At 69.7% G+C, this 26,291-nt stretch carries 25 protein-coding genes and 2 pseudogenes; 24 read left to right on the forward strand and 3 right to left on the reverse strand.

Annotated features, from left to right (window positions below; genetic code table 11):
* The first annotated feature begins 114 nt into the window (after positions 1-114).
* The 13 genes and pseudogenes from ACH4SP_RS07675 (at position 115) to ACH4SP_RS07735 (ending at position 10,946) form a co-directional block, all read left to right on the forward strand.
* Complete coding sequence (locus ACH4SP_RS07675) at positions 115-1,368, forward strand: IS256 family transposase (RefSeq protein ID WP_398411015.1); 1,254 nt, start codon at positions 115-117, stop codon at positions 1,366-1,368.
* Between the two features lie 31 nt (positions 1,369-1,399).
* On the forward strand, positions 1,400-1,891 hold the full coding sequence (locus ACH4SP_RS07680) for a hypothetical protein (protein WP_398411017.1): 492 nt from the start codon (positions 1,400-1,402) through the stop codon (positions 1,889-1,891).
* Positions 1,892-2,186: 295 nt separating this feature from the next.
* Positions 2,187-2,321 carry a hypothetical protein gene (locus ACH4SP_RS07685; protein WP_398411020.1) on the forward strand — a complete coding sequence of 45 codons (135 nt, stop codon included), beginning with the start codon at positions 2,187-2,189 and terminating at the stop codon, positions 2,319-2,321.
* Positions 2,291-2,431 (forward strand): annotated as a pseudogene (locus ACH4SP_RS07690) (IS3 family transposase); the annotation flags it as partial. The gene ACH4SP_RS07685 and the pseudogene ACH4SP_RS07690, both read left to right, overlap by 31 nt.
* Positions 2,432-2,865: 434 nt before the next feature.
* The gene (locus ACH4SP_RS07695) at positions 2,866-4,077 is read left to right on the forward strand and encodes a tyrosine-type recombinase/integrase (protein ID WP_398411023.1); all 1,212 of its coding nucleotides are present in this window, start codon (positions 2,866-2,868) and stop codon (positions 4,075-4,077) included.
* 19 nt (positions 4,078-4,096) lie between these two features.
* On the forward strand, positions 4,097-5,398 hold the full coding sequence (locus tag ACH4SP_RS07700; protein ID WP_398411027.1) for an alpha/beta fold hydrolase: 1,302 nt from the start codon (positions 4,097-4,099) through the stop codon (positions 5,396-5,398).
* 103 nt (positions 5,399-5,501) lie between these two features.
* The gene (locus ACH4SP_RS07705; RefSeq protein ID WP_398411828.1) at positions 5,502-6,137 is read left to right on the forward strand and encodes an MBL fold metallo-hydrolase; all 636 of its coding nucleotides are present in this window, start codon (positions 5,502-5,504) and stop codon (positions 6,135-6,137) included.
* A gap of 30 nt (positions 6,138-6,167) precedes the next feature.
* The gene (locus ACH4SP_RS07710; RefSeq protein ID WP_398411032.1) at positions 6,168-6,947 is read left to right on the forward strand and encodes an exodeoxyribonuclease III; all 780 of its coding nucleotides are present in this window, start codon (positions 6,168-6,170) and stop codon (positions 6,945-6,947) included.
* Between the two features lie 103 nt (positions 6,948-7,050).
* A complete protein-coding gene (locus tag ACH4SP_RS07715; protein ID WP_398411035.1) occupies positions 7,051-7,485 on the forward strand; it encodes a DUF6278 family protein in 435 nt (144 codons plus the stop codon).
* Positions 7,486-7,693: 208 nt separating this feature from the next.
* Positions 7,694-8,437: an amino acid ABC transporter ATP-binding protein gene (locus ACH4SP_RS07720; RefSeq protein WP_398411040.1), complete on the forward strand. Its 744-nt coding sequence runs from the start codon at positions 7,694-7,696 to the stop codon at positions 8,435-8,437.
* A 13-nt stretch (positions 8,438-8,450) separates the two neighbouring features.
* Positions 8,451-9,416, forward strand: coding sequence for a glutamate ABC transporter substrate-binding protein (locus ACH4SP_RS07725; RefSeq protein ID WP_398411044.1), 966 nt, complete (start codon positions 8,451-8,453; stop codon positions 9,414-9,416).
* A gap of 16 nt (positions 9,417-9,432) precedes the next feature.
* Positions 9,433-10,077: an amino acid ABC transporter permease gene (locus tag ACH4SP_RS07730; RefSeq protein ID WP_398411048.1), complete on the forward strand. Its 645-nt coding sequence runs from the start codon at positions 9,433-9,435 to the stop codon at positions 10,075-10,077.
* A complete protein-coding gene (locus ACH4SP_RS07735) occupies positions 10,074-10,946 on the forward strand; it encodes an amino acid ABC transporter permease (RefSeq protein ID WP_398411055.1) in 873 nt (290 codons plus the stop codon). The genes ACH4SP_RS07730 and ACH4SP_RS07735 overlap by 4 nt, the downstream gene beginning before the upstream one ends.
* 42 nt (positions 10,947-10,988) lie before the next feature.
* Here ACH4SP_RS07735 and ACH4SP_RS07740 read toward each other — a convergent pair.
* Both ACH4SP_RS07740 and ACH4SP_RS07745 read right to left on the reverse strand, forming a co-directional pair.
* Positions 10,989-11,300 (reverse strand): annotated as a pseudogene (locus tag ACH4SP_RS07740) (CocE/NonD family hydrolase C-terminal non-catalytic domain-containing protein); the annotation flags it as partial.
* A gap of 111 nt (positions 11,301-11,411) precedes the next feature.
* Positions 11,412-12,611, reverse strand: a complete 1,200-nt coding sequence (locus tag ACH4SP_RS07745; RefSeq protein WP_398411058.1) for an Ig-like domain-containing protein — start codon at positions 12,609-12,611, stop codon at positions 11,412-11,414.
* 254 nt (positions 12,612-12,865) lie between these two features.
* Between ACH4SP_RS07745 and ACH4SP_RS07750 the strand changes: the two genes are divergently transcribed.
* The 10 genes from ACH4SP_RS07750 (at position 12,866) to ACH4SP_RS07795 (ending at position 23,354) form a co-directional block, all read left to right on the forward strand.
* Positions 12,866-14,020, forward strand: a complete 1,155-nt coding sequence (locus ACH4SP_RS07750; RefSeq protein ID WP_398411062.1) for a nucleoside hydrolase — start codon at positions 12,866-12,868, stop codon at positions 14,018-14,020.
* Between the two features lie 134 nt (positions 14,021-14,154).
* Positions 14,155-15,264 (forward strand): LacI family DNA-binding transcriptional regulator, encoded by a 1,110-nt coding sequence (locus tag ACH4SP_RS07755; protein WP_398411066.1) that lies wholly within the window; start codon positions 14,155-14,157, stop codon positions 15,262-15,264.
* Positions 15,261-16,235: a ribokinase gene (locus tag ACH4SP_RS07760; RefSeq protein ID WP_398411069.1), complete on the forward strand. Its 975-nt coding sequence runs from the start codon at positions 15,261-15,263 to the stop codon at positions 16,233-16,235. The genes ACH4SP_RS07755 and ACH4SP_RS07760 overlap by 4 nt, the downstream gene beginning before the upstream one ends.
* A complete protein-coding gene (gene rbsD / locus ACH4SP_RS07765) occupies positions 16,225-16,614 on the forward strand; it encodes a D-ribose pyranase (RefSeq protein ID WP_398411076.1) in 390 nt (129 codons plus the stop codon). The genes ACH4SP_RS07760 and rbsD overlap by 11 nt, the downstream gene beginning before the upstream one ends.
* Before the next feature lie 47 nt (positions 16,615-16,661).
* Positions 16,662-17,645, forward strand: coding sequence for a sugar ABC transporter substrate-binding protein (locus tag ACH4SP_RS07770; RefSeq protein ID WP_398411078.1), 984 nt, complete (start codon positions 16,662-16,664; stop codon positions 17,643-17,645).
* Positions 17,646-17,653: 8 nt separating this feature from the next.
* Entirely contained in the window at positions 17,654-19,360 is a 1,707-nt protein-coding gene (locus ACH4SP_RS07775) for a sugar ABC transporter ATP-binding protein (protein WP_398411082.1), read from the forward strand.
* Entirely contained in the window at positions 19,357-20,400 is a 1,044-nt protein-coding gene (locus tag ACH4SP_RS07780) for an ABC transporter permease (RefSeq protein WP_398411087.1), read from the forward strand. The genes ACH4SP_RS07775 and ACH4SP_RS07780 overlap by 4 nt, the downstream gene beginning before the upstream one ends.
* A 129-nt stretch (positions 20,401-20,529) precedes the next feature.
* A complete protein-coding gene (locus ACH4SP_RS07785; RefSeq protein ID WP_398411089.1) occupies positions 20,530-21,123 on the forward strand; it encodes a hypothetical protein in 594 nt (197 codons plus the stop codon).
* 159 nt (positions 21,124-21,282) lie between these two features.
* Positions 21,283-22,056 (forward strand): alpha/beta fold hydrolase, encoded by a 774-nt coding sequence (locus ACH4SP_RS07790; RefSeq protein ID WP_398411830.1) that lies wholly within the window; start codon positions 21,283-21,285, stop codon positions 22,054-22,056.
* Positions 22,053-23,354 carry a cytochrome P450 gene (locus ACH4SP_RS07795; protein WP_398411092.1) on the forward strand — a complete coding sequence of 434 codons (1,302 nt, stop codon included), beginning with the start codon at positions 22,053-22,055 and terminating at the stop codon, positions 23,352-23,354. The genes ACH4SP_RS07790 and ACH4SP_RS07795 overlap by 4 nt, the downstream gene beginning before the upstream one ends.
* A gap of 31 nt (positions 23,355-23,385) precedes the next feature.
* Here ACH4SP_RS07795 and ACH4SP_RS07800 read toward each other — a convergent pair whose 3' ends face one another.
* Positions 23,386-24,135, reverse strand: a complete 750-nt coding sequence (locus ACH4SP_RS07800; RefSeq protein WP_398411094.1) for a hypothetical protein — start codon at positions 24,133-24,135, stop codon at positions 23,386-23,388.
* A gap of 235 nt (positions 24,136-24,370) precedes the next feature.
* Between ACH4SP_RS07800 and ggt the strand changes: the two genes are divergently transcribed.
* Complete coding sequence (gene ggt / locus ACH4SP_RS07805; RefSeq protein WP_398411096.1) at positions 24,371-26,257, forward strand: gamma-glutamyltransferase; 1,887 nt, start codon at positions 24,371-24,373, stop codon at positions 26,255-26,257.
* The last annotated feature ends 34 nt before the right edge of the window (positions 26,258-26,291 follow it).

Consider the following 26,291-nt stretch of genomic DNA (forward strand, 5'->3'; position numbering starts at 1 on the left):
TCAATACCTGTGGATCTGCCTCGGGTTGGCGCGTGAAGGGCGTACCTTCCCAAATGATCCTGTGACGGTCATCGAGTAGGCCGACGTTGGCGCGTCGGTCGGGAAGGCACGCCCGTGCTCACGGTAGTCAACGAAGACGGAACGACACCACACGGTTCCCTGATCGACGAGATCGTCCGCGAGGGCGCGAGGCGGATGCTGGCCGCCGCGCTGGAAGCCGAAGTCAACACCTATATAGCCGAGTTGGCCGACCAGCGGGACGATTCCGGCCACCTTCTGGTCGTGCGCAACGGCTTCCATCAGCCGCGGAAGGTGACGACCGCGGCCGGGGCGATCGAGGTGAAGGCCCCGCGGGTCAACGACAAGCGGGTCGACGAGGCCACCGGGGAGCGTAAGCGGTTCTCCTCGGCGATCCTGCCGCCCTGGGCGCGTAGATCCCCGAAGGTCAGCGAGGTCCTGCCGCTGCTCTACCTGCACGGCCTGTCGTCCGGTGACTTCATGCCCGCGCTGGAGCAGTTCCTCGGCTCCTCCGCCGGCCTATCACCCGCGACAATCACGCGGCTGACCACACAGTGGCAGGCTGACCACAAGGCGTTCATGGACCGTGACCTGTCCGCCACGGACTACGTCTACGTCTGGGCTGATGGCGTTCACCTGCGCATTCGTCTGGAGGAGGCGAAGGCTGCCGTCCTGGTCATGGTCGGCGTGCGAGCGGACGGCACCAAGGAACTGATCGCGATGACCGATGGCTACCGAGAGTCGTCCGAGGCATGGGCGGGGCTGCTGCGGGACTGCGCCCGCCGGGGAATGCGGGCCCCGCTCCTCGCCGTCGGCGACGGGGCGCTCGGTTTCTGGAACGCGTTGAACGAGGTGTTCCCCGATACCCGCCACCAGCGGTGCTGGGTGCACAAGACCGCGAACGTGCTTGACGCGCTGCCGAAGTCGGCCCAGCCAGCGGCCAAGCGCGCGATCCAGGAAATCTACAACGCCGAGGACAAGGACTTCGCGGCCAAGGCCACCGCCGCGTTCGCCAAGCAGTACGGGGCGAAGTACCCCAAGGTCGTCAAGCGGATCACGGACGACGAGGACGAACTGCTGGCCTTCTTCGACTTCCCTGCCGAACACTGGATGCACCTGCGGACCACGAACCCGATCGAGTCGACCTTCGCCACCGTCCGGCTACGCACCAAGGTCACCAAGGGCGCTGGCAGCCGGGCCGCAGCCCTCGCCATGGTCTTCAAGCTCATCGAGTCAGCCCAGGAACGCTGGCGGGCCGTGAACGCACCCCACCTCGTCGCCCTGGTCCGGGCCGGCGCCCACTTCGAACGCGGCCACCTCGTCGAACGCCCCGAGAAGGCAGTGGCGTAGCCTCAGACTTGACCAGGTTGGAGCCCTCCCCGTGAACCACTTTCCGCTGCGCTTGGAGCGCGTCACCGATCGCGATGTCCATGACGACCTGCTGCTGCGACTAGGCGTCTATCGGCACGCCTGCGATTCGTACTACTTCGCCAACGACGAGTCGGCACTGGCAGGTCAGGACATCGCCGATGGCCTTGCGCGACTCCTCGATCAGTGGGGTGAGCACCTGCGGCAGCTGCGGCCCACCGGAGGCACCGTCTTCATGCCCTTCGACTTCTCGGACCAGTGCACGGCCTGGCTCCGCGTCTCGTCGCCGAGCGGAAGCCGAGCCACCATCCAGGCAGGCTGGAGCAGCATCGAGGGGTGGAGCTTCTACCCCTCGGACTTCGCCGAAGCCGCAGCGAGAGTCTATGACTTCGAACCTGTCGTCAACGCCTCTATGGAATGCGATCTTGAAGATCTCATCGCAGCAGTGGCGCAGAACCGGGACTCACTCGCCGCTCCACGCGAATATCCGATCCACAGGTCTTGACGATTTCTCGCCTTTAGTACACGAGCACCTATGGGCTCCTAACACGAACTTGTGGGTGCCGCTTGTCCTAGTGACTGTCGTTGGTGATTACGGCGAACCGCACGACCGCGACCTCCTACTTGCCGCTCTCCGCTGCGATCTGATGATCCTAAAGTGCGGGTCTGCCGCACGATCGGGTGACATCTGAAGTGGCTTGCCCTGCAGGGCAGGTGGGAAGGATGTCGCTAGGCCCAAGCCCCATCCGGAAGAGTTCCGCCAGGGCGTCGTGCGGGTCGCGCAGAACCGTGGCCCGGGTATGACGGTCGAGCAGGTCGCCGCCGACTTCGGGGTCCACCCGGTGGCGTTGTGGAAGTGGATGCGTCGGGCGCGGGCATTGATGAGGAGGCCAAGGCTGGGGCCACCCGCGAGGAACTGCGGATCGCGATCGTGACCTGGATCGAGCGGACCTACCACCGGCGCTGCAGACAAGCCGCACTCGGCCGACTGACCCCCGTCGAATTCGAGACCGCCATGAACACACCAGCCCTCCAGGCGGCGTGACAGAACCCGTCACCCGAACCTGCACCAGACCCGATTACCCGCGCGTGAGAGAGCTGGCTGGCGACGGGGTTCCCGTCACGGTGACGTCCGGGGTTCTGACGCTCGCCCGGCAGCCCTACTAGCGCTGGCTCGACCGACCGCTGACTGGTCGATGCCGAGTTCGATCAGGCTGCTTGCGCGAATAACAGGGTTCGACGCCCACCGAGAGATACATAGCAGACGATCCCCGGTTAGCCAAACCGGCGATCCTCCCGATTATTGACGGTGTTCGCACTCGGCTGCGCTTGGCAGTGGAGCCGTGGCGGACGAAGCAGGCAGCGCCGCAAACCCCGGACGCGGAGAGTGCCGTCGTCTGCTGCCCTGACGACCGCGGTGCCCTTCGCTGAAAGACAGCGTCGGGACCGCCGATGTGGAGTTCCGCGCCCTCAAGGAGAGTGAGCATCCTGTCTGACCCGATCAAGAAGCTGTCGCCGAACGCGAAGGGTCAGGTCCGGTACCGGTTTGTCGTCGACGTCGGAACCGACCCAACTACCGGGAAGCGCAAGCAGCTGACCCGTACCTTCGGCACGCTCACGGAAGCGAAGGCCGAGTACGCACGTATCACGGTCCGCCGCTATGAAGGGGCGCTCGTGCTGCGCAGCAAGATGACCGTGGGTGAGTGGCTCGATGAGTGGCTCGCCATGAAGGCGGAGGATCTGGAGGAGACCACGATCTCCACCTACAGGGTGACCTTGGACCGTGTCCGGGGCAGGCTGGGGCACATCCAGCTCCAGGAGCTCACCGAGGACGATGTCGAGGCATGGATGCTGTGGGCGCTTCGGGAGGGACGGGTACGCGCCACGAAGGCCGGCCCCGGACTGGGGGTCACCTCGGTGGAAATGTCTCTCACCCGACTGAAGGAGGCTCTCAACCGGGCAGTGTCTCGGCGTTTGGTCGCGGTGAACGTGGCTCAGGAGGTCAGGATCCCTCGGAAGGTGCGCAAGGCGGAGCGGCAAGCCAAAGCGGAGGTGGCGCCGTGGAGTGTGGTGGAGGTCCATGCCTTCGTACGCGCGGTGAGGGGCCACCGGCTGTACGCCCCGTTTCTTCTGTCGTTGATGGGTCTGCGTCCCGCGGAGGTGTGCGGCATGCGGTGGGGCGATCTAGAGCTGGACTCGGCGGTCCTGACCGTGGCCAACACCCGCACGTTGATAGGGAACAAGACAGTGGTCGAGAAGGACACGAAGTCGCTTGCCGGCGAACGGGCTCTTCCGCTGCCCGCCCTGGTCGGAGAAGCCCTCAGGCACTTCAAGGTCACCCAAGTAGCTGAGAAGCTGACTGCGGGGCGGGCGTACGAGGGGAGCGGGTACGTGCTGGTGGACGAGCTCGGGGCTCCGCTCGACGTGGGCCAGTTGCGCGAGCAGGCGTACAAGGTCATGGCCGACAACGCGCTGCGACGGGTTCGTTTGTACGATGCCCGCGCGAGTTGTTTCACCTACCTGGCGAACAATGGGGTTCCTGACCATCTTCTCGCCCGATGGGCGGGGCACACCGACGTCAGGACCACGCAGCGTTGGTACGTGAAGCCGGACGTGGAGGATCTTCGTTCGGCGGCGGATACCTGGAATGGTCTGATCGGTCTGCCGACCCCTGTCGTGAGAGAAATGTGAGACGTGGGAGCGTGGTCGGGTGAGTGAGACGACTGCGAAGACCCTGCAATACCGCTTTGACGGGCCAGAAGACGCTCCAGTCCTGATTCTGGGCCCTTCTCTCGCGACAACATGGCACATGTGGGACCGCCAGATACCTGAGCTCGCCCGCACCTGGCGAGTGTTCCGCTACGACCTGCCGGGGCACGGCGGGGCCCCCGCCGAGCCCCTTGCCTCGGTCGGTGAGCTGACGGGCAGGCTGCTGGCCGTCCTCGACGAGCTGGGCATCCAGCGTTTCGGCTACGCGGGCTGTTCGATCGGTGGTGCGATCGGTGCCGAGCTGGCCCTGCGCCACCCGCACCGGGTGGCCTCCCTGGCGCTGGTCGCCGCCTCGCCCCGGTTCGCCACCGCCGACGAGTTCCGACAGCGCGGCGTCATCGTCCGTACGAACGGCATGGAGCCGATGGCGGCGTCCGCGCCCGGCCGCTGGTTCACGGAGGCCTTCGCCGCCGCGCAGCCCGCCATCGTCGAGTGGGCCGTCCAGATGGTCCGCACCACCGACCCCGGCTGCTACATCGCCGCCTGCGAGGCCCTGGCCGCCTTCGACGTACGCCCCGAGCTGGGGAGGATCGCCGTGCCCACCCTCGTCGTGGTCGGCGAGCAGGACCAGGTCACCGGGCCCGCCGACGCGCGCACCCTGGTCGCGGGCATCCCCGACGCCCGCCTCGCGCTCGTACCCGGCGCCTCCCACCTGACCCCCGTCGAGCAGCCCGCCGCCGTCACCGACCTGCTGGTGCGGCACTTCACCGCTGCCTGGCAGGACACCAGCACCACGCTGCTGGCACCCGTACCGCCGGTCCCGGCCGACGCCGTCGAGACACCGGCCCCGGCCGACGCCGCGCCGCAGCCCGTGCACGCCCCCGCGGCGGCGTCCGAGCCGGAGCCGCTCCCCGTCGGCCGCCCCGACCCGTACGACGAAGGCCTGAGGGTGCGCCGCGAGGTACTGGGGGAGGGGTACGTCGACGAGGCGCTGGCCGGCGCGGACGACATGACCGGCGACTTCCAGGACCTCCTGACCCGGTACGCCTGGGGCGAGATCTGGACCAGGGACGGACTCGACCGCCGCACCCGCAGCGTGATCACCCTCACCGCGCTCGTCGCCGGAGGACGCCAGGAGTCGCTGGCCGCCCACGTCAGGGCCGCCCTGCGCAACGGGCTCACCCCGGCCGAGATCCGCGAGGTGCTGCTCCAGACCGCCGTGTACTGCGGCGTCCCGGCGGCGCACGCGGCCTTCGAGACCGCCAGGGAAGTGGTCCGACAGGAGACCACGCCGCAGCCGTAGCAGGATGGAGGCCATGAGCAGCAGGATGGAAGCCATGAGCAGCGAGGACATGAGTAGCGAGGACATGAGCAGCGACAGCGTGAGCAGCGACAGCGTGAGCCGTATCGCCCTGACCAAGAAGTCCCACGCCTGCGTGCGCCTGGAGAAGGACGGCCGCACCCTCGTCGTCGACCCCGGCTCCTTCAGCGAGTCCGACGCCGCGCTCGGTGCCGACGCGATCCTGGTGACGCACGAGCACCCGGACCACTTCAGCGAGGACCACCTGCGGGCCGCCCTGGAGGCGAACCCGGCCGCCGAGATCTGGACGCTGCGCAGCGTCGCCGACAAGATCTCCGCCGCGTTCCCCGGCCGGGTGCACACCGTGGGGCACGGAGACACCTTCGGCGCCGCCGGATTCGACGTCCAGGTGCACGGCGAACTCCACGCCGTCATCCACCCCGACCTCCCGCGCATCACCAACGTCGGCTTCCTGCTGGACGGTTCCGTCTTCCACCCCGGCGACGCCCTCACCGTCCCCGACCACCCCGTGGAGACGTTGCTGCTGCCCGTGATGGCCCCCTGGAGCAAGGTCTCCGAGGTGATCGACTACGTCCGCGAGGTCAAGCCGCGCCGCGCGTACGACATCCACGACGCGCTCCTCACCGACCTCGCCCTGCCGCTGTACGGCCACCACATCGGCAACCTCGGCGGCGGCGCGCAGCACCACCACCTCGTGCCCGGAGACTCCGTGGCTCTGTGACTGTCAGACCCGACGAGTAGGTTGAGAACCATGCGCATCGCCACCTGGAACGTCAACTCGATCACCGCCCGACTGCCCCGGCTGCTGGCCTGGCTGGAGAACACCGGCACGGACGTGCTGTGCATCCAGGAGACCAAGTCCACCGCCGAGCAGTTCCCCGCCGACCAGCTGCGCGAGCTCGGCTACGAGTCCGCGGTCAACGCCGACGGCCGGTGGAACGGCGTGGCACTGGTCTCCAAAGCAGGCCTGGAGGACGTCGTCGTCGGCCTGCCCGGCGGCCCGGAGTACGGCGGGGTGCAGGAGCCCAGGGCCGTCTCCGCGACCTGCGGCCCGCTCCGCCTCTGGTCGGTGTACGTGCCCAACGGCCGCGAGGTCGGGCACGATCACTACACGTACAAGCTGGCCTGGTTCGAGGCGCTGAGGGCCGCCGTCGCCGAAGACGCGGCGGGGTCACGGCCGTTCGCCGTTCTGGGTGATTTCAACGTCGCCCCGGCCGACGAGGACGTCTGGGACCCGGCGCTCTTCGAGGGCGCCACGCACGTCACGCCCGCCGAGCGGGCCGCCCTCGCGGCGCTCCGCGACGAGGGCCTCAGCGACGTGGTGCCGCGCCCGCTGAAGTACGACCACCCGTTCACCTTCTGGGACTACCGCGAGCTCGGTTTCCCCAAGAACAAGGGCATGCGCATCGACCTCGCCTACGGCAACAAGCCGTTCACCGAGGCCGTCAAGGACGCCTACGTGGACCGCGAGGAGCGCAAGGGCAAGGGTGCGTCGGACCACGCCCCGGTGGTCGTCGACCTGGAGCTCTGACGTCGTACGACGCCCTCTCGGGCCCCCGCCGCCGGGTCCTGAGGGGGCGTCAACCCCGCGCGCCTGTGGTGCACAGAGCCATGTGGGTGCGAACCTGAACGGTATGAATTTCTTGGACGCCTGGCGCAAGCGCCATGCCATGGCGCGCGGCACGGCGGTGTATGTGTCCGACGACGCCGACCCGGAGGGCATCGCCGAACTGCTCGCCGAGTGCGAGCTGCTGCGTGTCCGGGCCGCCCAGCAGGGCCTCGAACTGGACGATTCCCCCGCCTCGCTGGAAGCACTCGACCAGCTCCCGCCGCGCTGGCGCGACGACCCGGAGGAGCTGCCCTGGTTCGGCAACGACGCGGGTCTCTACCTCGGCACCGTGATCGTCCGCACCGTGTCCGGGGCCCACTGGCACCTGTGGCCCAGTGGGACGCCCGTCGTGATGCTGGCCTCCGGCCGGGACATCGAAGTGGTCGGCGCCGGACTGGACTGGGCGGCGACCGGAGCCCCCGAGCTGTCGCAGGTGTACGCGGAGGCGTCCGAGGCGTGAGCGGGGCAACGCAGGCGTGCCCCCGCCTTCCGAGGCGTGAGCGGGTCAACGCAGGCGTGATCCCCGCCTTCTGAGGCGTGACTGCGTCAACCGCGTAAATACGGCTATTTGCGGTTCGTCCCTCTTGTGCGTGTCGAGCGTGAAGTCCCTTTCCGGGATGGATAGTTTGCGCTGACCTCGACACAGCTGAGAGTGGGTAGGGCAGCGTATGGCCGTCGATCCGTTGATCGAGCTGCGTGACGTCAACAAGCACTTCGGAAAGTTGCACGTCCTCCAAGACATCGACCTCACCGTCGGCCGCGGGGAGGTGGTGGTGGTCATCGGCCCGTCCGGCTCGGGCAAGTCAACGCTCTGCCGGACGATCAACCGGCTGGAGACAGTCGAGTCGGGCAGCATCCGCATCGACGGACAGCCCCTCCCCGAGGAGGGCAAGGCGCTCGCGAAGCTGCGCGCAGAGGTCGGAATGGTGTTCCAGTCCTTCAACCTCTTCGCGCACAAGACCGTCCTGGCGAACGTCTCGCTCGCCCAGACGAAGGTCCGCGGCCGGAAGAAGGAAGAGGCCGACAGGCGTTCCCGGGAACTCCTGGAGCGCGTCGGGCTCGCCGAGCAGGCCGACAAGTTCCCCGCCCAGCTCTCCGGCGGCCAGCAGCAGCGCGTGGCCATCGCCCGCGCCCTCGCCATGGACCCCAAGGCGCTCCTGTTCGACGAGCCGACCTCGGCCCTCGACCCGGAGATGATCAACGAGGTCCTGGAGGTGATGCAGCAGCTCGCCGCCGACGGCATGACCATGGTCGTGGTCACCCACGAGATGGGCTTCGCCAGGTCCGCCGCCAATCGCGTCGTGTTCATGGCGGACGGCTGCATCATCGAGGACCGCACCCCCGAGGACTTCTTCACGAACCCTTCGAGCGACCGTGCCAAGGACTTCCTCTCCAAGATCCTCAAGCACTGAGCGGGGGCCGACCATGCTGCGTACCGGAAAGACCCCGCTGAAGAACCCCCCACTGAAGAACTCCCCGCTGAAGAACGTCCCGCTGAAGAAGACCCTCGTCGCGCTGGCCGTCGCGCTCCTCGCCGTCGCCTGCGGCAAGGAGGGCAGCCCCCCGGTCAAGGGTCCCAGCCCCGACCAACTCCCCGACTACAAGGTCGCGTCGGGCTTCTCACTGCCCTCCTCGCCGACCTGGGAGAAGGCGAAGCGGCGCGGACGCCTGGTCGTCGGCGCCAAGGAGGACCAGCCGTACATGGGTGAGAAGGACCCGGCGAGCGGCCGCTACTCCGGCTTCGACATCGAGATCGCCAAGATGGTCTCGGCCTCGCTCGGCTTCGCCCCCGCCTCGGTGCAGTTCCGCACGATCGCCTCGGCGAACCGCGAAACCGCCCTGCAGAACGGCCAGATCGACTACTACGTCGGCACCTACACCATCAACGACAAGCGCAAGAAGCTCGTCGGCTTCGCCGGTCCGTACTACATGGCCGGCCAGTCCCTCCTCGTGCGCACCGACGAGAAGGACATCAACGGCCCCGACGACCTGGCGGGCAGGCGCGTCTGCTCCGCAGCGGGCTCCACCCCGTACCAGCGCATCGACGAGGAACACCCCGAGGCGGACCTCGTCGCGTACGACACGTACTCGGTCTGCGTCGACAACCTGCTGACCTACCAGGTCGACACCGTCACCACCGACGACACGATCCTGATGGGGTACGCCGCCAAGGTGCCCGACGAGATGAAGGTCGTCGGCAAGCCCTTCTCCAAGGAGCCGTACGGCATCGGCGTCCCGCGCAGCGACAACGCGCTGCGGTTCGCCATCGACGACGCGCTCGAAGCACGCGAGAAGAACGGCGACTGGCAGAGGGCGTACGACGTGACGCTGGGCCTGTCCGGCCGCAAGGCCACTCCCGCACCGCCCATCGACCGCTACCCGGCGAGCTGAGGGACCCCGTACCCACATGAACGTACTCACCGAGAACTTCTCCCTCTACGGCAAGGGATTCGTCGGGACCGTCGAACTGACCGTCTACGCCTCCCTGTTGGCCCTCGCGCTCGGCTTCGTCATGGCGTCCTGCCGGGTCTCGCCGGTCGGTTCCTTCCGGGCGCTCGGCACGGCCTGGGTGACGGTGCTGCGGAACACGCCGCTCACGCTGCTGTTCTTCGCAGTGCTCCTGGGGCTGCCGAGGTTCGGGCTCGTCCTGCCCTTCCAGCTCTTCGCGGTGCTCGCGCTCGGCTGCTACACCTCCGCTTTCATCTGCGAGGCGCTGCGCTCGGGCATCAACACCGTGCCGCTGGGGCAGGGCGAGGCGGCCCGCAGCCTGGGCATGACCTTCGGGCAGACCCTCGCCACGGTGGTGCTGCCGCAGGCCTTCCGGTCAGTGATCCCGCCCGTCGGCTCCACGCTCATCGCGCTCGCCAAGAACTCGGCGATCGCCGGCGCCTTCTCCGTCACCGAGCTGCTCGGCACCTACAAGACCCTCAACGAGCTGGGCTACAGCGTCATCTGGAGCTTCATCTGGATCGCTGTCGGATACCTGATCATCACCCTCACCATCAGCGCGCTCTTCCACACGCTGGAGAAGCGCTGGGGAGTCGCCCGATGAGCCGTGCCCTCGCGACGGCGTCCACCGCCCTCTACGACATTCCCGGCCCCAAGACCCGGCAGCGGCACCTGACGTACGGGATCGTCTCGACGATCCTGCTGCTCGCGGTCGTCGGCTGGATCGTGTACCTCCTGTTCCACACCGACCAGTTCACGGCGGCCAAATGGACCCCGTTCCAGTACAAGGGCATCCAGGAACTCCTGCTCCACGGACTCGCGAACACGCTCAAGGCGTTCGCGTACGCCGCGGTGCTCTCCCTCGCCCTGGGAGCGCTGCTCGCGGTCGGCCGTCTGTCCGAGCACCGCCCGGTGCGCTGGGTGTCCGCGCTGTGCGTGGAGTTCTTCCGCGCCATGCCCGTGCTGGTGATGATCTTCTTCATCTTCGTGGCGCTGAAGGTCCAGCCGCTGCCCGCGCTGGTGGCCGGACTGACGCTCTACAACGGCTCGGTGCTCGCGGAGGTGTTCCGTACCGGAGTGCACTCCGTGGACCGCGGCCAGCGGGAGGCCGCGTACGCGCTCGGTATGCGCAAGACGCAGGTCATGACGCACGTCCTGGTGCCGCAGGCGGTCCGGGCGATGCTGCCGACCATCATCAGCCAGCTGGTGGTCGCGCTGAAGGACACCTCCCTCGGATATCTGATCACCTATGAGGAGTTTCTCCATGCCGGAAAGCTCATCGCGTCCAATCTCGACTACGATTTGCCGTTCATCCCCGTAGTTCTGGTGATCTCGCCGATCTACATCGGGATGTGCATGCTGCTCTCCTGGTTCGCCAACTGGGTGGCCAGGCGCCAGCGGCGCAATCCCAAGACGGAGGCCGTGGAGATCGGTCCGGCCGAGGCGGGGACGCTGCTGCCGGGCAGACAGTAGCTCAACGGGCAGAGGGCAAGCCTGTCCGGCAGCAGCCGGGGATCACTTGTTGCGAAGCGGTACCGACACGAGACTCGGGTCGGCCGCGGGGGACGAGAAGGTCAGCTGCGCGCCGGACGGGTTGTGCTCGATGTAGAGCGGGTCGACGGTGTCGACCACCAGGGCGAGCCGGTGGCCGGCCGGGACGTCGTAGGCCGCGGAGTTCAGCTCCGGGTCGACGGGGAACGGCCGGCCCGGCTGCTGCCCGTGGAAGGTGTACGGCGCATTGCTGACCAGCTTGCCGAGGCCGAGCGGCCCCACGTCGTAGAGGTACGCGACGAGGGTGCCGCTCTCCTTGGTGCCGGTGACCTTCGTGGGGTGTCCCGTGCATCGCCGGTGAGAAGTGACCCGACGGTAGTCGCAAGGGGGGCACCCGCGCCGGGTGCTTTCCGGGCTGTGTGCCGGAGCCGGTGCTCTGTGCCGGAATCAGGCCTTCAGGGCGCTCTTGGCCTGCCAGTCCGACCAGGAGACGTTCCAGTTGCCGTAGCCGTTGTTGAGGGCCTGGGTGCCCTTGGCGTCGTCGCCCGTGACCTCGAAGGGGTCGCCGACCTGCACCTGGTCGTAGATGAACTTGGCGTCGGCGTCACTCATGCCGACGCAGCCGGAGCTCTTGTTGGCGCTGCCGAAGTAGCCCGCGTTCCACGGAGCGGCGTGCGCGTACATGCCCGACCAGGTCATCCGCATCGAGTAGTCGACCATCTTGTCGTAGGCGTCGCCCAGGCCCACCGTCTCGGAGCGCATGTTGATGGTGCCCTCCTTCGACATCAGGACGGTCTTGCCGCGCCAGGACGCCTTGTCGCCGCCGGGGGTGCCCGCCGACATGGGGACGTCCTTGATCTGCTGTCCGTCGCGGAGCAGCTTCAGCCGGTGGTTGTCCAGGTCGACCTTGACGACCTGGTTCTTGCCGATGGTGAAGTCCGTCTTGTAGTCGCGGACGAACCAGCCGCCGCCCTTGCCCGAGTTCACGCCGTTCAGATCGGCTTCCAGGCTGACCTTCGTACCGGACTTCCAGTACTCCTTGGGGCGCCAGTCGACGCGGTCCTTGCCGGAGTAGTCCGTCATCCAGCCCCAGGAGCCCTCGGTGTTGTTCGAGGTGGTGACCTTGAGGTGCTTCTCGACGTCGGCCTTGTTCTTGACCGGGTTGTCGAACACGATCGAGACGGGGTGCGCGATGCCGATCGTGGTGTTCTTGCCGGGGGCCATGGACAGCTTGTTGACCTTGTCGGCCGCCTCCGTCGTGAACTCCGCCTTGGTGGCGGTGGCGCCCGCGGCCTTCGCCTCGACCGTGTAGCCGGTGCCGGGGGAGGTGGTGCGGGCCGAGGTCCAGGACTTGCCGTCGGTGGATATCTGGCCGGTCAGGGTGCCGCCCTTGGCGTCCTTGACCGTGACGCTGTCCAGCTTGCCGCCGTCGGTCAGGGTCACCTTGACCGGTTCACCCGCCTTGGCCTGCTTGCCCGAGAGGTTCACCGACACCTTGGTCTGCGGCGTCTCCTCGGCGGCGGCGGAACCGGATGCGGAGCCCGAGCCGCCGCCGTTGCAGGCGGTCAGTGCTGCTGCGGCCAGCAGTGCCGTGCCCGTGAGGGCTGCGGTACGGAGCCGGGTGCGCGGGCGGCGTATACGGGTCAACTGGAAAACCTCCGTGCGGTGCGTGATGTCTGTCCTTGTCTGTCCTCTCTAGAAGGAGGTAATCCGGTAAGTCTTGGTTGCGCCAAACGAATGAGGCGCTTTGTGACAAGTGCCGCAGTGGGTAAGGACCAAGGTCCCTGGACAGCGGTCCTTACGGCCCCTTGCGGGCGGGGGCGCGTCGTGGCTTGCCGTTGACCGGATTGCTTCTCATAATCGCGCCGTCCGTTCCCGCTCTCTCCTGACGGAGGACCCCCGTGCGCAAGAGACTGTTCGGCCCGCTGATCGCCGCCGCCCTGCTCGTTTCGTCGGTCGCCGCCGCGGCTCCCGTACCTGAGAACCCCGTGCCCGAGAATCCCGCACCCGAGAAGACGCGTGCCGCCCCGCACGCCGGCGACGGCCGCAAGGTCGTCCTCGACGTCGACATGGGCGAGCTGAACGACGACGCCGCCACCATGTTCATGCTGGCCAAGGCCAAGAACGTCGACGTACTCGGCGTCACCGTCGTCAGCGGCAACACCTGGGTCGAGGAGGGCACCGCGTACTCCCTGCGGCAGCTGGAGCTGATCGGCCGCACCGACATCCCCGTCGTCATGGGCGCGGGCGAACCCCTGATGCCAGGCCGCCAGGAGCGCCTCGGCGCCGAGCACGCGCTGTACGGGAACCCCTCGTACGGCGGCGCCTTCGACTCCAAGCGCCCACCGGCGTACGACAAGCTGGCCAAGCCCCCGTACGGCGGCTACCCGAGGACCAGGCCGAAGAAGGACACCGCCGCGGCCGACTTCATCGTCGAGCAGGTCAAGCGGTACCCGAACCAGGTGACCGTCTTCGCCGACGGGCCCGCGACCAACCTCGCGCTCGCCGTGCGCACCCACCCCGAGATCGTGCCGCTGATCAAGGAAGTGATCTACATGGGCGGCGCCTTCGACAAGCCGGGGAACACCACCCCCGCCGCCGAGTTCAACTGGTGGTTCGACCCCGAGTCGGCGCGCATCTCGCTCCGTACGCCCTTCCGCAAGCAGACGATCGTGCCCGACGACGCCGCGCAGCACGTCGTGTACGGGAAGAAGGAGTACGACCGGATCGTCGCGGGGAAGGAGACCCCGATCAAGAAGATCTTCAAGGACCTCCAGGGGCCCGAGTTCGCCAAGAACCCGAAGGCCACGTTCCTGCTGTGGGACGCGATCACCGCGGCCGTCTTCCTGGACCCGGCCGTCGCGAAGCGCACCGACGTGCGGTACGTCGATGTGAACGCCGACTTCGGTGCGGACTACGGGCGTTCGCTCGGCTACAAGCTCGGCGAGTTCGACGCGCCGAACAACCCGAAGGGCACCCGCAAGGCCGGGATCGTGCTCGACGTGGACGCCGAGCGGTTCTGGGACCTGTACGTCGGACTGCTGCGCAGCGAGTAGCCGAATGGTGCGCACCCCTTGCGGTTGCGCGGGTTGCTTCTCATAATCCTGCCGCAACACGAGTTGCCAACTCGTGTTGCGGCGGCCGGACCTCTCCGGTCCGCGCGACGGGGACGGGAAGACCGGGGGTCGGCATGGCAACACGACAGGAAGTGGCGCAGCTCGCGGGCACCTCGCCCTCGGTCGTCAGCTACGTGCTCAACAACGGTCCCCGCTCCGTCGCCCCCGCCACCCGCGAACGCGTCCTCGCGGCGGTCAAGGAGCTCGGCTACCGGCCCAACGCGGTCGCCCGCTCGCTGCGGATGAGCCACACGATGACGCTGGGGCTCGTGGTGCCCGACGCCGCGAACCCCTTCTTCGCCGAGCTGGCCCGCTCGCTGGAGGACCACGCCTGGGCCGCCGGATACACCCTGCTCGTCGGCAACAGCGTCGACGACCCGCACCGCGAGGCCGGTTACATCCGTACGTTCGTGGACCGCCAGGTCGACGGCCTTGTGCTGATCCCCTCCCACGGCGAGAAGGCCTGGCGCGCCGAACTGGCCCGTTCGGGCGTCCCCAGCCTGGTCTTCGACCGGGAGCTCGACGGCGTGGCGACGAGTTACGTCCTCGTCGACAACGCCCGGGGCGCCCGGGTCGCCACCGAGCACCTCCTCGCCCACGGCCGCCGCCGCGTCGGCTGCATCGCGGGGCCGCTCGGCATCCACCCGACGGTGGACCGCGTCGTCGGCTGGCGCACGGCGCTGGAACGGGCCGGACTCAGGGCGGGGACCGGATCCGGCGGGCGTACGGGCTGGGAGGCGTGCCCCGAAGCGGCGCCCCTGCTGCACGGCTCCTTCGGGCGGCTCGACGGATACCGGTCGGGGCTCGCCCTGCTGTCGAGGGACCGGTCGGTGGACGCCCTGTTCGTCACGTCCGACGAGCAGGCGGCCGGAGTGTTGCGCGCGGCAACGGAGTTGGGCATCCGGGTCCCCGACGACCTGGCGCTCGTCTCCTTCGACGGCATCGCCGCCGGCGCGTACACCTGCCCGGCGCTGTCCACCATGCGCCAGCCGTACGACGAGCTGGGACGCACGGCGGTGCGGCGGCTGCTCGACCGGATGCGGGAACCCGACCTGCCGCCCACCCGGGACGTCCTCCCGGTGACCCTGCTGGCCAGGGGCTCCTGCGGATGCCCGGACCCGGCGGGCGGCGAACACAGTGCCGTAGCGGCAGAACTCCTCGGAAAGAACGGTGGAATCCAGTGAGCAGTGAACGACTGGTCGTGGTCGGCAGCCTCAACATGGACCTGTCGGTCACCGTGCCCAGACTGCCGCGGCCCGGCGAGACCGTGCCCGGTGCCGACGTCGTACGCGGCGCCGGAGGCAAGGGGGCCAACCAGGCGGTCGCCGCCGCGCGGCTCGGCGCCGAGGTGCGGATGGTCGGCCTGCTCGGCGACGACGCCCTCGGCGGCGAACTGCGCGAACGGCTGGTGAAGGAGGGCGTCGACGCCCGCAGCGTTGCCCAACTCCCCGGTGTGGCAAGTGGGTTGGCGCTCATCGTCGTGCAGCAGGACGGCGAGAACACCATCACCCTCTCGCCCGGCGCCAACCGCCACCTCGACGTGCCCGCCCTCGGCAGCCTCACCGGCGGTGCCGTTGCCCGCAGCGGTGACACCCTCCTCCTGCAGCTCGAAGTGCCGCTGCCCACCGTGCTCGCCGCCGCCCGCGAGGCACGGGAGGCCGGGGCGCTGGTCGTTCTCAACGCGGCGCCGCTGCCGCCCTCCGGAGGGCACGGACTCTCCGAACTCCTGCGTGCTGTCGATGTGTTGGTGGTCAACGAGACCGAGGCGGCCGGGCTGCTCCCGCATACGCACACCGACTGGAGCGAGCACGCCCGAGCGCTCCGGGAGCTGGGGCCCGGCACCGTCGTCATCACCCTCGGGGCCGAAGGTGCGGTCGCTGCCGGTCCCCAATTCACGTGCAGCGAGGGCGGGTTCACGGTCGACGCCGTCGACACCGTCGGGGCGGGAGACGCCTTCTGCGCGCAGCTCGCCCTCTCCCTCGGCTCCGGTGTGCCGCTGCCCGAAGCGGTACGCAGGGCCTGTGCGGCGGGGGCGCTCGCCACCACCCGCCCCGGCGCCCAGAGCTCCCTGCCCTCCACCGCCGAGGTCGACGCGCTGCTCGGCGCCGTACCGCCGGCCGAGGACACCGCGCACGAGGTGCGCCGTGCGCACTGACGGTCTCTGGCACCCCCGCCTCCTGGAGATCATCACCTCCCTCGGCCACGGTGACCTGCTGGTCGTCGCCGACCCCGGGCTTCCGGTGCCGCCCGGGGTGGAGGTCGTCGACCTGGTGTGGCGACGCGGCGAACCCGCGTTCCTGCCCGTACTCGAAGCGGTCCTCGACGAACTCGTCGTGGAACACGCCACCGTGGCCCACGAGGCCGCCGATCCGGACCTGCTCGTCGTCTTCGACCAGCAGTTCGCCGGAGCTCCCCTCGACCGGGTGCCGCACGCACGGCTCAAGAAGCTGACGCGGCACGCGCGGGCGGTCGTACGGACCGGTGAGACCACTCCGTACGCCAATGTCGTCCTGCGTGCGGGAGTCCCCTTCTAGTACCACCGGAAGACATCAACTCTCCTTTCCCGGAAGGCAGTTCCACGATGAACCGCAAGCTTTCCCGTGCCGCCGCCGTCACCTCGTCGCTGCTGCTTGCCGCCGCCCTCGCCGGCTGCGGGCAGGAGGGCGGTTCCACCGCCGCGGGCGGCGGCAAGGACAAGAAGAAGGACGGCAGGCCGACCGTCTGCCTGATCATGAAGTCGCTCGGCAACGAGTTCTTCCAGACCATGCAGAAGGGCGCAGAGGAGCACGCCAAGAAGCTCGGCACCCTGGACCTCAAGACCAGCGGCATCCAGAACGAGACCGACATCGACGGCCAGGTCGCCGCCATCAACCGCTGCATCACCGACCAGGCGGACGCCCTGGTCCTGGCTCCCGCCGACTCCCGGGCGCTCGTCGCCCCGCTCGGCCGGGCCGCCAAGGCCGGGATCAAGCTCGTCAACATCGACGTCAAGCTGGACGACGGCGCGCTGAAGGCCGCGAAGCTGGACGTGCCGTTCGTCGGCCCCGACAACGCCGAGGGTTCCCGGCTGTCCGGCGAGGTCCTCGCCAAGAAGCTCGGCAAGGGCGGCAAGGTCGTCATCCTGGAGGGCAACCCGGGCGCCGCCAACGCCCAGCAGCGCAAGGCCGGTTACGAGAGGGCCGCGAAGGACGGCGGCCTGACCGTCGTCGAGTCCAAGACCGCGCACTGGGAGACCGACGAGGCGTACACCGTCCTGTCGAACATGCTCACCGCGCACCCCGACATCCAGGGGGTCATGTCGTCCAACGACTCGATGACGCTGGGCGCGGTCAAGGCGATCGGCGCGGCCGGCAGGAAGGGCAAGGTCGTCGTGGCGTCCTTCGACAACATCGCCGCCGTCAAGCCCTACCTGAAGGACGGTCAAGTGGTGTCCACCGTCGACCAGTTCGCCGCCAAGCAGGCCGCCGACGGCATCGACGTGGCGCTGAAGGCCGTCGACGGGGGCAGGTCCGGGGCCTGGGTGAAGACCGACGTCAAGGTCGTCACCGGCGCAGACGCGGGATGAGTGCGCACATGAGTGAGCACACGAGTGAGCACACGAGTGGGACGGAGGGCGCCGCACCGGTGGTCCTGGAGGCCACCGGCATCGGCAAGGCCTTCCCCGGGGTCAAGGCCCTCGACGACGTAGGGCTCGAACTGCGGGCGGGGGAGGTGCACGCCCTGCTCGGCGAGAACGGTGCGGGCAAGTCCACGCTCGTCCGCATCCTGGCCGGCATCCAGCCGCCCGACACCGGCACCATGCGGCTCGGCGGTGCACCGTACGCGCCCAGGGACACCGCCGCCGCCATGCGGGCCGGTGTGCAGGTCGTGCACCAGGAACTCAATCTGCTGCCCAACCTCACCGTCGCGGAGAACCTCTTCTTCCAGCGGCTGCCCCGCAAGTACGGCATGGTCGACCGGCGCACCCTCGACCGGCGCGCGCGGGAACTCCTCGACGAGGTCGGACTCGACGTCCGGCCGCGCACCCCGGTCGAACGGCTCGGCATCGCCCAGATGCAACTCCTCGAAATCGCCCGGACGCTGTGGCAGGACTGCCGGGTCCTCGTGATGGACGAACCGACCGCCACCCTCACCTCCCGCGAGACGGAGCGGCTCTTCGAGGTGATCCGCAGGCTCACCGCACGCGGCACCTCCGTCCTCTACATCTCGCACCACCTGGAGGAGGTCTTCGGGATCGGCGACCGCATGACGGTCTTCCGCAACGGCCGCCACGTCGTGACGGAGGACCTCGCCGGGACGAGCACCGCCGAGGTCATCCGGCTGATGGTCGGCCGGGACCTGGCGCAGGAGTACCCGCCGCACGTGGACCGCCCGGCGGGCGACGAGCTGCTGCGGGCGGAGAACCTGCGTCCGCGCGGCGGCAGCCCCGTCAGCTTCGCGCTGCACGCGGGCGAGGTCGTGGGCGTCGCCGGGCTGGTCGGCTCGGGCCGCACCGAGACGGTACGGGCGCTGTTCGGTGCCGACCGGCACGACGGTGGACACGTGTACGTGAAGGGCCGACGGGTGCGCATCCGTACGCCCCGGGACGCCGTGCGGCACGGCATCAGCCTGCTCACCGAGGACCGCAAGGGCCAGGGCCTGGTCCTCGACATGCCCGTGGCGGCCAACGTCACGCTCGCCGCCACCCGCAGGATCTCGCGCGGCGGACTGCTCAGGCGGGCCGACGAGGACCGGTACGCACGCGAGGCCGTCGACCGGCTCGGAGTGCGAACCCCCGGTGTCCGTACGGCGGTTCGCACCCTTTCCGGCGGCAACCAGCAGAAGGTCGTGCTCGGCAGGTGGCTGCTGGCCGGGACCGATGTACTGGTCGTCGACGAGCCGACGCGCGGCATCGACGTCGGCGCCCGCTACGAGATCCACCAGCAGCTCACCGACCTCGCGGGCGACGGCAAGGCACTCCTGGTCGTCTCATCCGACCTCCCCGAGCTGATGGGCATCTGCGACCGCATCCTCGTCTTCTCGCGCGGCCGGATCGCGGGGGAAGTGGCGCGGGAGGACTTCGACAGCTCGCGGATCCTCTCCCTGGCCTACTCGGGGTACGTGACGGACGCACGCGGGGAGTCCATGACGAGCGCACGCGGGGAGTCCGTCACGGACACACCCCGGGACGCCCCGCCCGCCGAGACGGCCGCGCCCACGGAGGTACCGGCGGTGCCCACGGACGCATCGGCCGCGCCCACGGACGTATCCCTCACGAAGAACGGTGAGACCTCCTCATGACGACACCCGCCCCCACCAAGGAAGCCGCCCCGGCGCCCGTCGAGGAGCGCCGCACCGCCCGCCAGCTGACCCGTCAGGTGATGGGCGAGGCCGGCATCGGCATCGCGCTGCTGGCCCTGGTGCTCATCTTCACGCTCGCGGCGCCCAAGTTCGCGACGTCCGACAACCTCACGCACATCGCCACCGAGATCACCCTCAACACGATGCTCGCGGTCGGCATGACCTTCGTCATCCTGGTCGGCGGCATCGATCTGTCCGTCGGCTCGGTGATGGCCCTCTCGGCGGTCGTCGCCGGCGAGGTGCTGACCTCGACCAGCCTGTCCACGCCGGTGGCCGTCCTGCTCGCGGTCGTCGTCGCGGCACTGGTCGGCATGGCCTGCGGCTTCGTCAACGGCTTCGTCTCGGAACGCTGGCGCGTGCCGTCGTTCATCGTCACGCTCGGCATGCTGAACGTGGCGCGCGGCGCGGCCCTCGAATACACCGACGCGCAGACGCTGTACGACTTCCCGGCCGGCTTCAGCCACTTCGGCACCTCCACCCTCCTGGGCATCCCCTCGCTCTTCTGGATCGCGCTGGTGATGGTGGCGATCGGCCACCTGGTCCTGACCCGTACCGTCTTCGGTCGGCTGGTCTTCGCGATCGGGTCGAACGAGGAGGCGGTGCGGCTGTCCGGGCACCGTACGAGCGTCGTCAAGGTCGCGGTGTTCGTGATCGCCGGATTCGCCGTCGGCATCGCGGCCGTCACGTACATGGCCCGCCTCAATATCGCCAGCCCGATCATCGGCAGCGGGTACGAGCTGTCCGCGATCGCGGCGGTCGTCATCGGCGGTGCGTCGCTCTCCGGCGGCAAGGGCTCGATGATCGGCACGCTGCTCGGTGCGTGCCTGCTGGGCGTCCTCACCAACGGGCTGCTGCTGATGGGGGTTTCCGACTTCCAGCGGCAGATGATCACCGGCGCGGTCATCATGATCGCCGTGGTGGTCGACCACTACCGGGGCAGGATCGCGGCCCGGATGCCGGAGAAGGCGGTGGCAGGCTGAGCGGAGGTGGGCGGGGGAGGTGGGTAGGGGGAGGTGAGTAGGGGGGCGAACGTGGAGGTGAGAGAGGGAGACAGGGCCGATTACTGCCGGGTACTGGTGCTCGGGCCGCCCAGCGCCGAAGCTCTCTCCATGACGCATGCACAGGATCCGAACGGCCCGCGGGACGCGGTGCCGACGGAGGACACCAGAATCGAGCTGCCGCTGCGACGGCTGGTCATGGCACTGCCGATCGCCGCGGCGGTGGTGACCGTGATGTGGGGCTACACCGTCTACGCGGTCGTCGACGGCGCGAACAACGCGACGCTGTCCGGCGCACTGATGTCCGCACTCGGCCTGCTGCTGCTCTTCGTCGCCGTCACGTACGTGGGGTACGCGGTGCACCCGCTGAGCATCGCGGTCGGGCCGCGGGGTCTTTCGGTGCGACTGCCGCTCTACCCGGAGCGGACCGTTCCGTGGGACGACCTGGTGTCCGTACGTGCGGTGGGCGTGCGTGCCGCCCAGTACCTGATCGTCGAGGCGCGGGAGTCGGCGGGCTCGCTCCCGTACGTCTGCCGGCCCAGGGCCGCGTACCGCAGGCTCTCGCTGATGACGGGGAGCGCGCCGCAGTTCAAGCAGGGGCTGTGCTTCGAGCGGATGGTCTTCGAACTGGTCCCCGAGGACGTCCTGGCCCTGGTCAGGCAGTACGCCCCGGCCACCCTCCACGTCGAGGACCAGCGCCGCTGACGGGCCCGCCGCCGGCCGGCGGGGGAGGGGCGCGCCTTTGTCGTCGCGCCCTTGTCACGGACCGCCGTTCGCGCCACCGTGAACCTTGCTCGCTTTCCGTGTTCAACGGCCCGACGCCCACCGGCCCGCAGACCCCGCGTGATCGGAGATCCCGTGTCCGTGACCCCCTACGTCCCGCCGCACTCCCTCATCGGGGACGGCCCCCACCCCGTCATCGCCGTCCACGGCTGGCTCGCGGACCGGGCCGACTACGCGGCGGTCCTGCCCGACCTCGACCTGGAGTCCTTCCGGTACGCCTTCGTCGATCTGCGCGGCTACGGCGAGGCCCAGGACGTGCCCGGCGACTTCAGCACCGCCGAGGGCGCCGCCGACCTCCTCGCCCTCGCCGACCAGTACGGCTGGGACCGCTTCTCGCTGATCGGCCACTCCATGGGCGGCGCCGTCGTCCAGCGGGTGCTGGCCGCCGCGCCGCACCGGGTGCGCCGACTGGTCGGCGTCTCGCCCGTACCGGCGAGCGGGCTGCAGATGCCGCCCGACGGCTGGGAGCTGTTCGCAGGAGCCGCCGAGCACCCGGCGAACCGGCGCGCCATCATCGACAGCACCACCGGTGGCGTACGCCCCGCCGCCTGGCTCGACCGGATGGTGCGGCAGTCCGTGGAGCGCAGCGACCCCAAGGCGTTCCGCAGCTGGCTCGATTCCTGGGCGGGGGAGGACTTCCACACCGATGTCGAGGGCTCGGAGCACCCGGCCCTCGCCGTCGTCGGCGCCCTCGACCCGGCGCTGAACGCCTACGTCATGCGGCAGACCTGGATGCGCTGGTACCCGAACGCCGAGCTGGTGGAACTCCCGGCCGCCGGGCACCACGCCATGGACGAGGTGCCCCTCCAACTCGTCCGTACCGTCGAGGACTTCCTGCGGGCGGACGCGTCGTGAACGTCACGAGCGAGGTCCCCGGTGCTGTGCCCGATTCCCCCGCCGCCGACGTCCCCGATGTCTTCGACCCCCGCATCTACGCCCGGGGCGTCCCGCACGCCGCCTACCGCCACCTCCGCGACACCCGGCCGGTTGCCCGGCAGGACGAGTACGAGGTGCTGGGCTGGCCCGCGGGACCCGGATTCTGGGCGGTCACCCGGCACGCCGACGTCGTACGCGTCCTCAGGGACGCGCGCACCTTCTCCTCCTGTCTCGGCGCCACCCAGATCCGCGACCCCGACCCGGACGACCTCCCGTTCATCCGGCGCATGATGCTCAATCAGGATCCGCCGGACCACGGCAAGTTGCGCCGACTGGTCAGCCGGGCCTTCACCCCGGGGCGCACCGACCGCTTCGAGTCCCGGGTGCGGGCACGTGCCCGCAGCCTCCTCGAAGCAGCGGTGCACCGCGCCCGCCACGACGGCGACGGCGTCCTGGACCTCGTCGCCACCGTCACCGACGACTACGCCCTCCTCAACCTCTCCGACCTGCTCGGAGTCCCGAAGAGCGACCGGGGACTGCTCCTCGGCTGGACCGAACGCGTCATCGCCTACCAGGACCCCGACGAGGCCCACCGGGCGGTACGCGGCCCCGACGGGCTCCCGGTCAACCCCCGCTCACCCGCGATGCTGGGTGAGATGTTCGCGTACGCGCGGGAGTTGGCGGCGTACAAGCGCAGGCATCCGAGCGACGACATCATGACGGCGCTGGCCCACGCGGCGGGCGACGGCACCTGGCTGAGCGGTCCGGAGCTGGAGATGTTCTTCTTCCTGCTGACCGTCGCGGGCAACGACACCGTCCGCAGCGCCGCCCCCGGCGGCTTCCTGGCCCTGGCTGAGGACGCGGAGGCCCAACAGGCGCTCCCTGGGATGAAGTTGGAGACGGCGGTCGAGGAGCTGCTGCGGTACCACCCGCCCGTCCTCAGTTTCCGGCGCACCGTCGCCGAGGACACCGAACTCGCGGGACAGCGGCTGCGCACAAGCGAGAAGATCGTGGTCTTCCACGCCTCCGCCAACCACGACGAGCGCGTCTTCGCCGACCCGCACCGCCTCGACCTCGCCCGCCACCCCAACCCGCACGTGTCCTTCGGCGACGGCCCGCACGTCTGCCTCGGCGCGCACTTCGCCCGTCTGCAGCTGCGCGTCCTGCACGAGGAGGCGCTGCGCGTCCTGCCGCCCTACCGGCTCGCGGCCCCGCCCCGCCGCCTCGTCTCGCACTTCATCAACGGGCTCAAGTCCCTTGAGCTGGACGTGGGTTGAGCGGGTCTGGGCGGGCTGAGCCGTACCCGGATCAGGTCACGGCGCGGTGGGAGTTGCGCGGTGGTACGGGCAGCGGGGTCTGGGCCGCCCGCGTCACGTCGGCGACCAGCTCCACCACATCGGGGCCGTACGCCTGCGAGTTGACCACCTTCAGCAGCAGACAGAACGACCGGTCGCCGTGCTTGCGCGCCAGCTTCTCGTGGTTGCGGGCCAGATAGCGGGTCGCGGCCTGGTTGGTGATGGCGCGCTGCCCGCAGAAGAGGAAGACGGGGCGGGCGCCGTCGCCGACGGTGAGCCGGGCGAGCAGGACGTACTCGGCGATCCCGGGCTCCAGCCGGTAGCGCTCGGTGCCGATCTGGAAGGCGCCCCGGTCGGGGGAGGGCTCCACGTCCACGTTGATGCGGATCCCGGGGAGCAGGCTCTGCAGATGGGCGGTCATCCGCCGGTTCGACCCCGGGCCGCCCACGCAGAACTCCGTACGCTCGCCGAAGCCCTGCTGGGCGATGTCGTGGGAGAGGATCTGGGCGTGCGCGCCGCACTCCTTGACGAGGGCGGAGAGTTCGAGGAGCGCGAAGACGTCGAAGCGGTGGACGGCGCTGTCGCCGCCGCCGGGGTCACGGTTGACGACCAGCAGCGACTCGGCGTTCCTCGGCATCCCGAAGAACGCCTGCTTGCGCCGGAGTTTGCGTCGCCAGAAGTACGTACGGGCGAGCCAGCCGATGACGGCACCGAGGCCGACGGCTATCACGCCCACGAGGATGTTGCGGAGGTCGTCACTCATGGGCGCGCATGGTAGCGGCCCCGGGCGGCCGCCGGGGCGGGCGGTACCTGCAGGGGTCCGGGCTGCCCGATTGCCGCCCGGTTGCGGCCCGGATGAGGGCTTGTTGCGGCTTGTTGCGGCTTTGTGGCGGGCGGCTGACGGCGCGCCCCACTTGGCCGGGCGCACCCCTCGGCACCTGGCGGGGGCATGACGGTGGGGCTACGCTGCGCGCACTTGTTTTCGCCAGGAGGTACGCATGCGCCGAACCGACCGACCTGCCAGGCCCGCCGTACGGGCACTGTCCCTGCTGGCCGCGACGGCGGCAGTCGTCACGGTGGGAGCGGCGGCGCCACCGGGCAGCGCGAGCCCGCCCGTTGCCCCCCTTGCCACCGCCCCGTCCGCTGCCACCGCCGGGTCCGGCGCCGCCACCCCGCCCGCGAAGGTCCCGGTCGCCGTGGGCTACGGCGGTGCGGTCGCCAGCGTCGACGCGGATGCGTCGGCGGCCGGCATCGAGGTGCTCAGGGGCGGCGGCAACGCGGTCGACGCGGCAGTGGCCACGGCCGCCGCGCTCGGCGTCACGGAACCGTACTCGGCGGGCATCGGCGGTGGCGGCTACTTCGTCCACTACGACGCCAAGTCCCGCAAGGTGCGCACCATCGACGGCCGTGAGACGGCCCCGCGCAGCGCCGACAAGAACCTCTTCGTGGAGAACGGCAAGCCGATCCCCACCGACCAGGCCATGACCAGCGGCCGCAGCGTCGGCACCCCGGGCACGCCCGCCACCTGGAAGACGGCCCTGGACGCATGGGGCACGAAGTCCCTGCGCAGCCTCCTCAAGCCCGCCGAGCGCCTCGCCCGCGACGGCTTCACCGTCGACGCGACGTTCCGCTCGCAGACCCAGGGCAACGAGGCCCGCTTCCGGGACTTCCCCGACACGGCAAAGCTCTTCCTGCCCGGCGGTCAACTCCCCGTCGTGGGCTCGAAGTTCAAGAACCCGGACCTGGCCCGTACGTACGAGAGGCTGGGCCGGGAGGGCGTCGGCGCGCTCTACAAGGGAGACCTCGCCCGCGACATCGTCCGTACGGTGCGCAAGCCCCCGGTCGACCCGAAGTCGACCCGCGTGGTGCGCACCGGCGACCTGACGGAGCGGGACCTGCGCGCGTACGAGACGGAGCGGCCGGCGCCGACGAAGGTCTCCTACCGGGGACTGAACGTGTACGGCATGGGCCCGTCCTCGTCCGGGGGCACCAGCGTCGGCGAGGCGCTCAACATCCTGGAGCGCACGGACCTGTCGAAGGCGTCGCAGGCCGCGTACCTCCACCGGTACATCGAGGCGAGCCGGATCGCCTTCGCGGACCGGGGCCGCTGGGTCGGTGACCCGGCCTTCGAGAACGTGCCGACGAAGGGGCTGCTCTCGCAGAGGTTCGCGGACTCGCGCGAGTGCCTGATCAAGGACGACGCGGTCCTGGTCAGCCCGCTGCCGCCGGGCGACCCGCGCAACCCGTCGCGCACGTGCGGGAGTTCGGGGCAGGCCGCGCCGACGACGTACGAGGGCGAGAACACGACGCACCTCACGGCGGCCGACAAGTGGGGCAACGTCGTGTCCTACACGCTGACGATCGAGTCGACGGGCGGCAGTGCGATCACGGTCCCCGGCCGCGGCTTCCTGCTGAACAACGAGCTGACGGACTTCTCCTTCGCCCCGGCGAACCCGGCGGTCCACGACCCGAACCTGCCGGGCCCCGGCAAGCGCCCGCGGTCCTCGATCTCCCCGACGATCGTCCTGGACCGGCACGACCGGCCGGTGCTCGCGCTCGGTTCGCCGGGCGGGGCGACGATCATCACGACGGTGCTGCAGAGCCTGACGGGGCACCTGGACAGGGGCCTGCCGCTCGTGGACGCGATCGCGGCACCGCGCGCGAGCCAGCGGAACGCGGCGACGACGGAGCTGGAGCCGGGGCTGTGGAACAGCCCGGTGCGCGGTGAGCTGGAGGCGCTCGGCCACGTCTTCAAGGAGAACCCGGAGATCGGGGCGGCGACGGGGGTCCAGCGGCTGAAGGACGGCCGGTGGATCGCAGCGGCGGAGAAGGTACGGAGGGGTGGGGGTTCGGCGATGGTGGTGCATCCGGCGGGGAGGCCGTAGCCGGGGCCCGTAGCGGGGGAGGGCGGGGGTTTGC

It is taken from the genome of Streptomyces sp. NPDC021093 (assembly GCF_044333135.1).
Lineage (GTDB): Bacteria > Actinomycetota > Actinomycetes > Streptomycetales > Streptomycetaceae > Streptomyces.

What these genes read in the sequence shown, in the direction of transcription:
- ACH4SP_RS07715 (WP_398411035.1), top strand. Translation starts at nt 7,051, where the DNA reads ATGAATTTCTTGGACGCCTGGCGCAAGCGCCATGCCATGGCGCGCGGC.
- ACH4SP_RS07720 (WP_398411040.1), top strand. Translation starts at nt 7,694, where the DNA reads ATGGCCGTCGATCCGTTGATCGAGCTGCGTGACGTCAACAAGCACTTC.
- ACH4SP_RS07785 (WP_398411089.1), top strand. Translation starts at nt 20,530, where the DNA reads ATGACGCATGCACAGGATCCGAACGGCCCGCGGGACGCGGTGCCGACG.
- ACH4SP_RS07755 (WP_398411066.1), top strand. Translation starts at nt 14,155, where the DNA reads ATGGCAACACGACAGGAAGTGGCGCAGCTCGCGGGCACCTCGCCCTCG.
- ggt (WP_398411096.1), top strand. Translation starts at nt 24,371, where the DNA reads ATGCGCCGAACCGACCGACCTGCCAGGCCCGCCGTACGGGCACTGTCC.
- ACH4SP_RS07800 (WP_398411094.1), bottom strand. Translation starts at nt 24,135, where the DNA reads ATGAGTGACGACCTCCGCAACATCCTCGTGGGCGTGATAGCCGTCGGC.
- ACH4SP_RS07780 (WP_398411087.1), top strand. Translation starts at nt 19,357, where the DNA reads ATGACGACACCCGCCCCCACCAAGGAAGCCGCCCCGGCGCCCGTCGAG.
- ACH4SP_RS07725 (WP_398411044.1), top strand. Translation starts at nt 8,451, where the DNA reads ATGCTGCGTACCGGAAAGACCCCGCTGAAGAACCCCCCACTGAAGAAC.
- ACH4SP_RS07710 (WP_398411032.1), top strand. Translation starts at nt 6,168, where the DNA reads ATGCGCATCGCCACCTGGAACGTCAACTCGATCACCGCCCGACTGCCC.
- ACH4SP_RS07775 (WP_398411082.1), top strand. Translation starts at nt 17,654, where the DNA reads ATGAGTGAGCACACGAGTGAGCACACGAGTGGGACGGAGGGCGCCGCA.
- ACH4SP_RS07730 (WP_398411048.1), top strand. Translation starts at nt 9,433, where the DNA reads ATGAACGTACTCACCGAGAACTTCTCCCTCTACGGCAAGGGATTCGTC.
- ACH4SP_RS07685 (WP_398411020.1), top strand. Translation starts at nt 2,187, where the DNA reads ATGACGGTCGAGCAGGTCGCCGCCGACTTCGGGGTCCACCCGGTGGCG.
- ACH4SP_RS07735 (WP_398411055.1), top strand. Translation starts at nt 10,074, where the DNA reads ATGAGCCGTGCCCTCGCGACGGCGTCCACCGCCCTCTACGACATTCCC.
- ACH4SP_RS07770 (WP_398411078.1), top strand. Translation starts at nt 16,662, where the DNA reads ATGAACCGCAAGCTTTCCCGTGCCGCCGCCGTCACCTCGTCGCTGCTG.